This is a genomic window from Anabaenopsis sp. NIES-4685, from assembly GCF_059725405.1.
Window position 1 is genome coordinate 1,928,063 of sequence record NZ_AP043602.1, and the last position, 12,967, is coordinate 1,941,029.

Consider the following 12,967-nt stretch of genomic DNA (forward strand, 5'->3'; position numbering starts at 1 on the left):
CAAGTTTCTTTTTTCAGCATAGATCAAAAGTCTCTGCTAACAACACATGGCGAATAAGGAACACCATGTTCCCTGAGCGGAGTCGAAGGGAACAATATCAGGGGCGATCGTGGTTTCGACTTCCCTCAACCACCGGAACGCCATGTTCCCTGAGCGCAGTCGAAGGGAACAATATCATGGGGGCGATCGTGGTTTCGACTTCCCTCAACCACCGGAATCAATTAATATTTCTACTTTAAGTTGACTTCAATATTCACAGTAGACTGTAAAAAAGATTCCTCGTTAATTTCCAAATACTTGGGACTGGCTTCTAATTCCTCTGCTCCTTTTTTAATTTCTATCTTATATTTACCTATAGGCAGATTTTCCACAATAAACGCACCTAAAGCATTAGTTTCTGATAAAGATTTCTGGTTAGTTTCCACCTCAGTTAATATTACCTCAACCTGAGATAATCTTGCCCCACCATCGTCGGTTAAAACACCCCGTACAACATAATTAGCTGCATCAGCGTAAATTTCTTGTTTAAATGCGTTAACTTGCAATGTCATATTATTCTCCCATGGGGAAGAACTATCTATGATAAATTTCCCCGGTTCAACAACAAAATCACCCATCTTGATTTGATACTCACCTTGAATTAAATCTTGAAACTTAAAGAAACCTTGAATATCAGTAATGGAAGTAAAAATTTTCCCCGATTCACTATGAATAGCAGTCACTTTAATTCCCTTGAGATTTTCTGCTGCTTTATCCTTGAGATATCCACTAACCGTATAAGTGGGAACTGCTGCTCGGTCTGCTGTTTGTCCGTCACGGGGAATAAAAACCTGTAACTCTAAAGTCTCCTGCACAAATTCCGATTTACTTAGTTGCAGAGTTCGGGGAGTAATATCTAACCCCCCCACATTCAAAGTATATTCTCCCAGTGGCAGATTATCTAAATAAAACGCCCCAGAGGGACTGGTAATAGAAAAGTATCTTTTCTGGTTGGTAACACTAATAGCCTCTACCCTAGCTCCATTTATCGGTTGACCCAATTGATTTCTCAGCCTTCCTTCTACAGTCGCAGTTTTCACAAATGGAACTTTCACAATTGTATAAGCTCCCGGGGCTACTTCCACAGCAAAGGCTCTTTCCTGAGGTTCCCACCCGATAGGATACCCCGCTGGATCTAAATCTAATCTATGCTCCCCTATGGGAGTAGGAATCACAGTTCCATTACCAATTAATGACAAACTTTTATTCTGTTTTAAAGAGAGATTATTCAGCATAAATAAAGAATTATCACTTGAAGTAATCAGAGGCTCATTTCTCTCGCGCACCCCATTATTATTCTCATCATAAAACGGTTGTACTAAAATTGCTCCATTCCCTTGAAACTGACTAGCATTTCTTTTATCTGTACTGATACCATCTTGCAGATTTAAATTTAAATTCATCACCAACCCCAAAGAGAATCCAGAACTCACTCCTTGCGCCGATGCACCTGAATACCCCGCTTTTAAACTTAAACCAGCAAATAAACTCGGGGAGGTCACAGATACTACAGGCCCTGATGATTGGGAACCAAAACCATAACCTAACTCCCAACTCCAATTAGTTCTATCTAACTGTTCCCTCCCTGATGTGGGGTTGCCATTATGTCGCCAAGCTGCTACAGCTAGGCTAGCATTATCCGACTTCAGATAACGCCCATATATTTGGTCTTTAATCGAATTATCCTTGTGGCGATTCAAATTATTAACTAAATAAATCTCTTGGTAGGAATTGCTACCAATAATCGGAAAACTCAGGTTATTCCAAATCTCTGACTCTTGGGCGTTAAAACGACTGAAAACTACCTGTTTATAAGAGTTTGTTAAATCTAATTGCCAGTTTTTCCACTGCAAACTATTGCGTAATCGCCAACCACCATCCCCCTCAAAACGACCATCTAAATTATGAGAGAGATTTCCCCAGCGCCAACGGGTTGATGTTTCCGCAAAGGTTCGCAAAGAGTTGTCTTTTTGTTCATATCCTAAACTTAAGTTCGCCGATACCCCAAGCAATGATAAATTGTGAAAGCTCCTGACATTAAACCCGGTATTACTTAAGTCCGTCTGTAATCTCACATTTTTGATGGGTTCAAAACTGCTATTCAGTCGCCAAGATACCTGTTCCCCTATACTCCAAAAAATACTCGAACTTGGATTAAGTCTGAAACTACCGGAAAAAGTTAAACTGCTAGACTGGTTGGCGGTAGCGGAAAGACTACGCAACCCTAAAGTCAAGGGGAATTTAGAATGACCATAAATCACCTCTCCAAAGGAGCGGAAATTTACACTATCATAAACACCACCAAATCCCACAGTTAAATCATTGGAGATTCCGTAACGATAACCCGCACCCGTGACTAAACCACTAACAGAACCTAGGCTTTGATGTTGTTCACGCTGACGCCATGTACCCACAGAGGTATAAACGGCGCTAGTACCAGCAGGAAGTTGGTCATACTGAGGATCAATAACTTTGATTTCTCTTTCCGGGGTAGCCGCCAGATTACCCTCCGGATAAGATAGAATTGTAAATCTATTACCTTGAACATTAGGGAAACTATATCTTTGCGTCTCGTTTACCAATACCTCACCTAATAAAACATTACCGCCCCAAATTTGCACTAAACTCCCCTGTGCAGCATTACCTTCAACGGTGCGGACAAAATCCCGGTTACTCAGTCGGGAATTTAGATTAGCGTCTGACCCCCCGCGACCTGCTTCATAACCAAAGCGACTAATATAACTATAACCCCAAAATTCGCCAAAATTTGAGGAGCCTGGATAAAATAAGCTTTGGCTTCCAAAAATATGATCCCTATTTTTGCCTAAATTTTGTATTCTCCAGTCTTGTAGGTAAGCTTGGTTAAAATTTTCTAGGTTTGGTTGAGCAACCCTGGTACTAAATGTAAAGTCTCCCAATTTTCCGCCGATGGTGGTTGACCCACTATTGTTGAAAGTGTTAGTACGTAGAGAAGAATTTACATTTTGACTCACAGCGGACAAGGCGTACTCAGGAGGAGTCACACGGGGTAAACCCTCTAAAACTACGGGTCTAACTTCTTTCTCCTCTCGACCTTTTGCAAATAACCAAGACCCTTCAAATACAATCGCATAGCTATCAATGTCAAATTTAATTTCTACCATAAACTGACGACGTATCTCTGCGATAGTCAAGGCCTCGCCAATCTCGCTGTCTGCAATCAATAACTTAGGGTCAAATTCCTTGACTAACCCAGGCGATCGCAATTGAACATTACCATTAGGTAAAGGAGTGACTGTAAAGCCAAAAGCCTTAAGAAAAGATTCATAGGGTATCAGCCATTCCTCAAAGTTCACAGCTTCACTACCATCTTCATTCCCCTTCACCAACACACCAGATAAAACATCTTGTTTACCAAATTTAATTCCCACTGGTAGAATATCCTTAGGAGTACTTACATTACTGGGGGTAGTTAATCCCAATATCTCACGTCTAGCCAACTCCTGACTTGTTGGTGCTGGTGCATCTTTACCAGGTATATTCTCTGGCTTAGTAACCGGGGTCACATCCCCAGAACGCCCTACCTCAGAATTACCATTAGGGGTTAATACTTGACTACTGGGTATATTTTGTGGCTTAGTAACCTGGGGTACATCCCCAGACCGCCCTACCTCAGAATTAACATTAGGGGTTAATACTTGATTACCAGGTATATTCTCTGGCTTAGTAACCGGGGTCACATCCCCAGACCGCCCTACCTCAGAATTAACATTAGGGGTTAATACTTGATTACCAGGTATATTCTCTGGCTTAGTAACCGGGGTCACATCCCCAGACCGCGCTAACAAAGAAGATTCAGAATTAACACCAGGGAAAACACTCTCAGCAATCGTATTTTCTGAGATAGTGAAACCAGAAACATCCCCAGACCGCGCTAACAAAGAAGATTCAGAATTAACACCAGGGAAAACACTCTCAGCGATCGCATTTTCTGAGATAGTGAAACCAGTCACATCCCCAGACCGCGCTAACAAAGAAGATTCAGAATTAACACCAGGGAAAACACTCTCAGCGATCGTATTTTCTGAGATAGTGAAACCAGTCACATCCCCAGACCGCGCTAACAAAGAAGATTCAGAATTAACACCAGGGAAAACACTCTCAGCAATCGTATTTTCTGAGATAGTGAAACCAGAAACATCCCCAGACCGCGCTAACAAAGAAGATTCAGAATTAACACCAGGGAAAACACTCTCAGCGATCGCATTTTCTGAGATAGTGAAACCAGTCACATCCCCAGACCGCGCTAACAAAGAAGATTCAGAATTAACACCAGGGAAAACACTCTCAGCGATCGCATTTTCTGAGATAGTGAAACCAGTCACATCCCCAGACCGCGCTAACAAAGAAGATTCAGAATTAACACCAGGGAAAACACTCTCAGCGATCGTATTTTCTGAGATAGTGAAACCAGTCACATCCCCAGACCGCGCTAACAAAGAAGATTCAGAATTAACACCAGGGAAAACACTCTCAGCAATAGTATTTTCTGAGATAGTGAAACCAGTCACATCCCCAGACCGCGCTAACAAAGAAGATTCAGAATTAACAGACGGGAAAACACTCTCAGCAATAGTATTCTCTGAGATAGTGAAACCAGTCACATCCCCAGACCGCGCTAACAAAGAAGATTCAGAATTAACAGACGGGAAAACACTCTCAGCAATCGTATTTTCTGAGATAGTGAAACCAGTCACATCCCCAGACCGCGCTAACAAAGAAGATTCAGAATTAACACCAGGGAAAACACTCTCAGCAATAGTATTCTCTGAGATAGTGAAACCAGTCACATCCCCAGACCGCGCTAACAAAGAAGATTCAGAATTAACAGACGGGAAAACACTCTCAGCAATCGTATTTTCTGAGATAGTGAAACCAGTCACATCCCCAGACCGCGCTAACAAAGAAGATTCAGAATTAACACCAGGGAAAACACTCTCAGCAATAGTATTCTCTGAGATAGTGAAACCAGTCACATCCCCAGACCGCGCTAACAAAGAAGATTCAGAATTAACAGACGGGAAAACACTCTCAGCAATAGTATTTTCTGAGATAGTGAAACCAGTCACATCCCCAGACCGCGCTAACAAAGAAGATTCAGAATTAACACCAGGGAAAACACTCTCAGCAATAGTATTCTCTGAGATAGTGAAACCAGTCACATCCCCAGACCGCGCTAACAAAGAAGATTCAGAATTAACACCAGGGAAAACACTCTCAGCAATCGTATTTTCTGAGATAGTGAAACCAGTCACATCCCCAGACCGCGCTAACAAAGAAGATTCAGAATTAACACCAGGGAAAACACTCTCAGCAATAGTATTCTCTGAGATAGTGAAACCAGTCACATCCCCAGACCGCGCTAACAAAGAAGATTCAGAATTAACACCAGGGAAAACACTCTCAGCAATAGTATTCTCTGAGATAGTGAAACCAGTCACATCCCCAGACCGCGCTAACAAAGAAGATTCAGAATTAACACCAGGGAATAAATAGTCAAAATCTAAAGCTTCTAAATTACTAACCTGTGGAAACTCCTCACCAGACCCCGTTAACAAATAACTAGATGAATTAGAATTAACACCAGGGAATAAATAGTCAAAATCTAAAGCTTCTAAATTACTAACCTGTGGAAACTCCTCACCAGACCGCGCTATCAAAGATGAGTTAGAACCACTGGAGGGGAGTACATAATTAAAATCTAAATTTTCTGAGATAGTAACCCGTGGAAACTCCTCACCAGACCGCGCTATCAAAGAACTAGATTTTACTGACTTAACCTTAGTCCCTAATAACTCCTGAGTAAGTAGGTTTTCCCAGATAGTAACCCGTGGAACATCCTCTGAAGAAGTGGTTAATGGGGGTATAGATTCTAACCACAAATCAAAACGCGCCAAATCCCGGTGCTGTTCCGGGAATACATAATCAAAATCTATACTTTTTGGAATAGTTACCCTTGGAACATCCTCAGAACAGTTCCCTAACGAGGGGATAAATTCTGCTGACTCAAACTCAGCAAGTAATACATCCTGAGTAGGTGGATTTTCTGAAGTAGTTACAACCTGGAAATCACATGATGAGAACATCTCAATCAATTTTGGAACAAGGGATGAGAAGAATAAACTATCTTCTCAGTAAAACATTAACTAAAAAATTTAATTCATGACTAACTTCTTGTAGTTCGCTAAGGATACCCAATCGATAACCGCTTAAAATCAAGCCTAATTAGGTATGAGAGTTAAAGAAGATTGAAAAGTAAATTCTCCAGATGGCGCACCTTGTCTGTTGAGCAGAATTTCCATACCGATTAAAAACCAAGTAGGATCATTAAAATTTATGGCGTTATTATTATCTGTTAACAAAATCGGGGTACTTCTACTTTCTGTTTTACCATCACCCACTACACTTAACATCGGAACAAAAGGGTCACCGATGCTAAAATTTCCGGTCGATTCACTCCGGTATAGGGTGGTAATTCCAGTTGTAACAATACTAGTTATGTCACTGGTAGAAGACCCCGGAACAAATTGAGGAGAAGTAATAATTGCATAGGTTCCCGTTGGGCTGTTACAGTCGATCCGTGCTTGGCCTGGTACACCTTTTACAGTACCATTATCGAAAATTCCAGCAACTAAAGATGTAGTATCTCCACCACTGTAACTTTCTACCAGCTGTCCTGCTATCGGTCCTGCATCAAAAGTACAGGCTGCAGCAATTTGAGCCACATTGAAAAAATCTGTAGTGTGCTGTGCCATAACTAAAGTACCCCGGATCAAAATGGTGATCCAAATTACGGCAATGAGTACAGCTTTAATTACAGGGTAATTACTCATAATTTACTAAGTGTATTATCAAGAAAGAATAACTAAATTTTACTTAAATTTACCTAGGTAAGACAACTCTAACATTTGCGGACAATTTTTACAATCATCATGACATAATTTGGATCAGCCATCCCATAGATTTTATTTCCTATTTATTTCCTCAAAAATAGTTCTTAAACATCCTAAAATAGGTATACTTGGTACTAGTACCAGGTACGGCATTTACACCCTGTTCAGGAGGGGATAATTTGAGTACACACCTTTATCTTTTTATATATATTCCCACCAGAACCTCTATTACTTACCAGTAGGTTCTTTACAGAAATATATATACTCAATGATGGTTGTTTGACTACCACAATATTAAGATCTAATTTCCATTAACCTCGTCAATTGCCCTTTAAGCTGTCCCAGCTATACATTTGTTGACAAAATAATTTAAAATTTTACAAGCAAATGACTTAAAGGCTATGGCAACCATTTTCTTCTGATTTTTGTTCTCCTTTGAGTTACAAAACTGGATAATTAACCCCTAACTTAAACTTACACTCCATAACTTTTAATTATGATTACTATACTTCTAGTTGAAGATGAGCATCTCATTCGCCAAGGCTTAAAGGTTTTGCTGCAAAGCGATGCAGATTTACAGGTTGTTGGTGAAGCCGAAAACGGTATCCAAGCCATTGAACAAGTGGAAATACTAAATCCTGATATCGTCATCATGGATATTAATATGCCTGAAATGGATGGAATATCAGCCACTCAAATCATCACCCAAAGATTTACCCGAACTAAAGTCATTATCTTGTCTAGCTTTGACGATCAGTATTATGTGCATCAAGCCATCAAGTACAACGCCAGTGCCTACCTACTCAAGAATATTTCCCTGGAAGACTTAGTTAACTCCATTCGTCTAGTTATTAAGGGCTACACCGAGTTTAGCCCTGGAGTGTTACAACCGTCAACATTTAGGTTTCAAAATATTACACAATTATCCAAACTATCCAAACTAGATTTACCAACCAATGCAAACATACAGTTAACACCAGAACTCAACAAGTTAAGCAAACGAGAGCGCGAAGTTCTGTGTTTAATAATTATCGGCTACACTAATCGCCAAATTGCCGAAAAACTTTTTATTTCCGAAAGAACAGTCAAAAATCATGTCACCCGGATTTTAAGTTGCTTAAATGTCTCTAGTCGCATTGACGCGGCAAAGTTAGCTAGTCCGTTTTTATCTATTTTATCGGCGTTGCAGAATAGAAATATGAATTAGTGCGATCGCTATGAAATGTCCAAGATGTGCATCAACTCATATTCGCAAGAATGGTAAACAGAGAGGTAAGCAAAATCACATATGTGTTAAATGTGGTCGTCAGTTTATTAATTCTTATGAATCGAAGGGTTACTCAGAAGAAATCAAACGTGAATGTTTAGAAATGTATGTTAATGGATCTGGTTTTCGAGCAATAGAACGGGTTAAAAAAGTACATCATACGACAGTCATCAACTGGGTAAAAGAGGTAGGTAACACCTTGCCAGATACACCAGAATATGATGAAATCCCAGAAATAACCCAAATTGATGAGTTAGAAACATTTATCAGTAAAAAAAAACAAGATTTGGTTGTGGACGGCAGTTAATAAGCATATTCCAGGAGTTATAGCTTGGGTTTTAGGTGACCGTAGTTCGGCAACTTTTAAGCTATTATGGCAGATTATCGGATGTTGGCATTCTTTCTTTTATGTTACAGACGGTTACCCAGTTTATCCTTGTTTTATTAGCAATGAAGATCATATTGTTAGTAAAACTTATATGACGCGAGTAGAAGGAGAAAACAGTCGTTTTAGACATTATTTAGCTCGACTACATCGTAAAACTTTTTGTTATTCTAAATCAGAAGAAATGCTTAAAATCTCCATTCGACTGGTAATACATTATCTTAAGTATGGCTTAGTGCCGCTCAAGACCTCTCCCACTCATCAGATTGTAGCGATCGCCTGATTCATATTTTCAATCAGCAACGCCATTTTATCTAACTCCTCAAAAAATCTCTATCAATAGGTACTGATACCGCCTAATTTTAGTACTAATTATCTGTGACTAAATTTAGGAGTCTAGGATCGATGTGATTTTCAGACTTAAATAATTAAAGTGTTAGTCACGTGATCATAAAAACATCACTCGATCAAAACAATAACATTCATTCAATTTGAAGGAATTAGCTATGTCTAACTTATTACGCAAGGCTTCCATGCTCACCGGTATGGTAATTGCATCCGGTTCTATGATGTTGGCTGCAGCTCCTAGCTACGCTGGTAACGAAATCCAAATGGAAGCGGTAGCTGATGTCATCCCCGCTTGCGACATTCTCGGTCAAACCGTTGGTAGACTTGTTGAGTCCGTTCCTGGTGATGGTGATGCCGCTTTCACCCGCGGTCGTCTAGTTTCTGCTCCAGAAAGCCTTGACGGATTCGCAAACGCAGCAGGTCAATTAGCTTATGTGGGCTTATCCTGCACCGCTGGTGACAGCACCATTGCTACCGTTACCTCCCCTGTGCAAATCAGTGGTACTGATTTAGATATCAACGTCGCCACCACTCGGATGTACGCTGCTACTGGTGCGGTTGTTCCAGCCGCCAACGTTGTCCTCCAAGACTTAGATGACTTAAACACCAGCTTTGCCAACGCTAACCCCGTCGTTGCTGTAAGTAGCGGTCCAGACGGAGCAGTTGCTACCAGTGACGCTGCAGTTATCTTAGGACAAAACTCAGCATATGGTACCACTGTAACTGACGGCACATTTGGATTCGGCTTCCAAATTGAAGTTAACGGTGCCCGGATTCCTGCTGGTCAATATGGTATCGCCAGCACCTTAACCGTAGTTCCACGCTAATCTCTACTTCCACAACCAAACCTGCAGGTAAGTGTACAAGGGGTGCGTTCATATGTTAGTTTTACCTATGGCTGCACTCCGGTTTTTTTAACCCCAAGGCTTAAACCCTTGGTTTGTCTGCTGTTGGCAACTGTGAGCCAATGTCAACAGCAAAACCACTTAATTTTTAATTAAAAATAGCTACCACTGGCACATAGGTAAAGTATCGCAATTATATTGATACTTAATTAACTTCCTTCAATCAATATAGCACCACTCCCATCATTGTTACTTCCTAGATAGCTAATTGTATCGATGTCATGCGGGTTGAAACTTGCCTAAACTATTCCAGTGTGACTAGGAAATCACCCAGCCGTCTTGAGGAAATCACTATGTTGAATTGGGCTTTACTGCGGAAAATACCAGTACCGAGCATTATTCTAGTTTCTCTGACCATGGTGTGGGCGACTCCCGCCCAAGCAGGTAACAGAATTCAAATTGAAGCCATTGCAGATGTCATCCCCGCCTGCGACATTCTCGGTCAAACCGTAGGTAGACTCGTAGAGTCCATAGATGGGGATGGTGGAGATATTGAGGGTCAAGAATTCACCCGTGGTCGTCTGATGTCTTCTCCAGACCATTAGTGGTGCAGGTAACGACGACGGATTTCGCCCCGGTCGTGGTCAGTTAGCTTATGTAGGCTTGTCTTGTAACCTCAGTGGTAACAGCACCATGGCGAGCGTCAGCTCTCCTTACCAAATTTCCGGATCACCTCAATTACCGGTGCTTACAGCCGCAACTCGGATGCATGCTGCTATAGACCGTGTTCCAGCAGGCTTAGTAATTACCGAAGATCTGCAATTCTTAAACGGCGAATTTGAAGACTCTAATACTGTAGCCTCCGTTGTCGGCAGTCAGGACGTTAAAACCAGCAACGCTAGTTTAATTTTGGGAGTAGGTTCCGCCTACAACGGACAGCAAAACGCTGTATTTGGATTTGCCTTTGACATTAGCACAGACCTTGAGCGCATTCCCGCCGGTCAATATGGCTTCGCCACCATGTTAACCGTAGTTCCTAGATAAGCACTCAGATTTTGTTGACTGTTGACGGTGGTCGGTGAGCGGAGTCGAACCGTTGACGGTGGTCGGTGAGCGGAGTCGAACCGTTGACGGTGGTCGGTGAGCGGAGTCGAACCGTTGACTGTTGACGGTTTCCCCCCTGACAAGGGGGGATTAAGGGGGGTAAAAATCTGGAAACAAAATTACTTTTTACCATGTCACAATTATTGTTAATCTAGTACCATGGTTCCGAAGTAATTCTTACCATAAATAACCGATATGTGGCGACAATTTAAATACCTAAGTTTTTTAGCCCTGAGTTTGGGTTGTGCATTATTAATCGTCTTATTTTCCCTACCCACCCAAGCTCAAGTCAGTATGTCCCCCTTGATGGTAGTCATGGATATGCAAAACGGGCAAGCACAACAACTAATCACCGTTCGCAATCGTACAAACAACCCCTACCGCGCACGGGTCTACGCTGAACCCTTTACTTATACTTCCAATGGCTTAGAGTCCCTCAAAAGCAGTGACATGGATCTCACACCCTATCTAGTCTTTTCACCTAGGGAAATAGAACTCCAACCCAGAACAGAAAGGAACGTGCGCCTAGTAGCTAGAGTCCCCCGGGAAATTCAAAACAAAGAACTCCGCGCCGTCCTCTATGTCCAAGACCTCCGGGAAGTAGCATTAACCAGCCCCGACTCCATAGCCCAAGCCGCCATCAGCAGCCGCATTGGTATGCCCATCTATGCTAGAAGTGGCAATGTAGCACCCGAATTAAACATCCTCAAAGCTACCTACGACCCCGATAAAAAGCGAGTCGCCATCAGAGTTAAAAATACCGGCTTAGGCTCCACCCGCGCTTGGCTGAATTGGACCATATCCGGTAGCGGCCAAGAACCCCTGGAAGGTAGAGAAACACCCACCTCCATAGTCGCAGTTTCCGAAAGAGATGTTTACATCGAAAATAATCCCGTCCTGCAAAATCTTAAACCAGGTACTTACGAATTTAAAGGTTCTCTAGAAACCGAACGGGAAAAGAATAACCTCACCTTTCCCTTCAGCTTAACCATCACAGTACCCAACCCCAAAACTTAAACCTTCCCTAAAAACCCTGACAAAAACCTTGACTATGGGTCGGGCCTCCCGCCCCTTGTCTAAGCCAACCAAATAAACCTAGCCGCCATGAATAGAAGTATGCTCACTTACGACGACTACCCCGACTCTACTGGAGCCGGGGTAAAATGCTGTAAATATGAATTTACACCAAAACTGACAGCACACCTTTTCCACCTGACTTCAAGCAACCTTCATTAGTTTTGCTGTCATGTATCACAATTTTATCCGTATATTCTCTATCCTCACAGGAATTTCCCTCCTTACCACCGCCGCACTATGGGTAACACCTACCCAAGCCGGTAACCAGATTCAAATGGAAGCGGTGGCTGATGTCATCCCCGCCTGCGACATTCTCGGTCAAACCGTCGGGCGACTCGTTGAGAGCGTTTCCGGCGATGGCGGCGACATTCCCAGCAACGCATTCACCCGCGGTGTGCTATTATCTCAACCTGCTACTACTGGTCCGGGTAATCCCACTAATGGATTCGGTCAGTTAGCCTATGTCGGCCTATCCTGCACCCCTGGTGCAGACACCATCGCCACCATCACCTCACCTGTACAAATTAGCGGCCGGCCATTACCCATACTCACCGCCACCACTCGTATGTATGCCCCAGTGGCAATTACAACAACAACAATCCCTATTCCTGGTGGAGGTTCAATTACAATTACTGATCCACCAAGTGGAATCGACGCGGCTGATATTCTCCTAACGCCCTTAAGCCAAATCAATGATGAATTTATCGATGCTCGAACCATCATTGGCGTAGTGGGAGATCAAACAGTTCAGACCAGTGACGCCGTAGTCATTCTAGGAGAAAATGCCGCCTATACTACTTCTACTGGTGTCCCTTATTATGATGCCCTCTTTGGCCTTGGCTTCAACATTATGGTAGAAGGAAGTCGAATCCCCGCCGGTCAGTACGGTTTCGCCACCATTCTCACCGTCGTTCCCCGTTAACACTTTCACATCTCCCTATTTAATCTATATAAACATATACAAAATATC

The 12,967-nt window shown here is 42.3% G+C and carries 10 protein-coding genes; 7 read left to right on the top strand and 3 right to left on the bottom strand.

The window, feature by feature from the left end; all coding sequences use genetic code 11:
• Positions 1 to 230: 230 nt before the first annotated feature.
• Positions 231 to 6,164, bottom strand: a complete 5,934-nt coding sequence (locus tag AC6IZ0_RS08550; RefSeq protein WP_497725780.1) for an MSCRAMM family protein — start codon at positions 6,162 to 6,164, stop codon at positions 231 to 233.
• Between the two features lie 135 nt (positions 6,165 to 6,299).
• Positions 6,300 to 6,911: a hypothetical protein gene (locus AC6IZ0_RS08555; RefSeq protein ID WP_497725781.1), complete on the bottom strand. Its 612-nt coding sequence runs from the start codon at positions 6,909 to 6,911 to the stop codon at positions 6,300 to 6,302.
• A 556-nt stretch (positions 6,912 to 7,467) separates the two neighbouring features.
• On the opposite strand from AC6IZ0_RS08555, the gene AC6IZ0_RS08560 reads away from it, so the two are divergent.
• The 5 genes from AC6IZ0_RS08560 (at position 7,468) to AC6IZ0_RS08580 (ending at position 10,860) form a co-directional block, all read left to right on the top strand.
• Positions 7,468 to 8,178 (top strand): response regulator transcription factor, encoded by a 711-nt coding sequence (locus tag AC6IZ0_RS08560; RefSeq protein ID WP_497725782.1) that lies wholly within the window; start codon positions 7,468 to 7,470, stop codon positions 8,176 to 8,178.
• A gap of 10 nt (positions 8,179 to 8,188) precedes the next feature.
• Positions 8,189 to 8,906, top strand: a protein-coding gene (locus tag AC6IZ0_RS08565) for an IS1 family transposase (RefSeq protein ID WP_497725783.1) whose coding sequence is annotated in 2 segments (ribosomal slippage) — positions 8,189 to 8,511 and positions 8,510 to 8,906 — 720 coding nt in all. Because the reading frame shifts where the segments join, the coding sequence is not laid out codon by codon here.
• Between the two features lie 223 nt (positions 8,907 to 9,129).
• Complete coding sequence (locus AC6IZ0_RS08570; RefSeq protein ID WP_497725784.1) at positions 9,130 to 9,798, top strand: hypothetical protein; 669 nt, start codon at positions 9,130 to 9,132, stop codon at positions 9,796 to 9,798.
• Between the two features lie 371 nt (positions 9,799 to 10,169).
• Positions 10,170 to 10,421, top strand: coding sequence for a hypothetical protein (locus AC6IZ0_RS08575; protein ID WP_497725785.1), 252 nt, complete (start codon positions 10,170 to 10,172; stop codon positions 10,419 to 10,421).
• An 88-nt stretch (positions 10,422 to 10,509) separates the two neighbouring features.
• Positions 10,510 to 10,860 carry a hypothetical protein gene (locus AC6IZ0_RS08580; protein ID WP_497725786.1) on the top strand — a complete coding sequence of 117 codons (351 nt, stop codon included), beginning with the start codon at positions 10,510 to 10,512 and terminating at the stop codon, positions 10,858 to 10,860.
• 4 nt (positions 10,861 to 10,864) lie between these two features.
• On the opposite strand, the gene AC6IZ0_RS08585 is transcribed toward AC6IZ0_RS08580, so the two are convergent.
• Positions 10,865 to 11,053 carry a hypothetical protein gene (locus tag AC6IZ0_RS08585; RefSeq protein WP_497725787.1) on the bottom strand — a complete coding sequence of 63 codons (189 nt, stop codon included), beginning with the start codon at positions 11,051 to 11,053 and terminating at the stop codon, positions 10,865 to 10,867.
• Positions 11,054 to 11,115: 62 nt separating this feature from the next.
• Between AC6IZ0_RS08585 and AC6IZ0_RS08590 the strand changes: the two genes are divergently transcribed.
• Positions 11,116 to 11,937 carry a fimbrial biogenesis chaperone gene (locus AC6IZ0_RS08590; RefSeq protein ID WP_497725788.1) on the top strand — a complete coding sequence of 274 codons (822 nt, stop codon included), beginning with the start codon at positions 11,116 to 11,118 and terminating at the stop codon, positions 11,935 to 11,937.
• Positions 11,938 to 12,166: 229 nt separating this feature from the next.
• Positions 12,167 to 12,919, top strand: coding sequence for a hypothetical protein (locus tag AC6IZ0_RS08595; protein ID WP_497725789.1), 753 nt, complete (start codon positions 12,167 to 12,169; stop codon positions 12,917 to 12,919).
• The last annotated feature ends 48 nt before the right edge of the window (positions 12,920 to 12,967 follow it).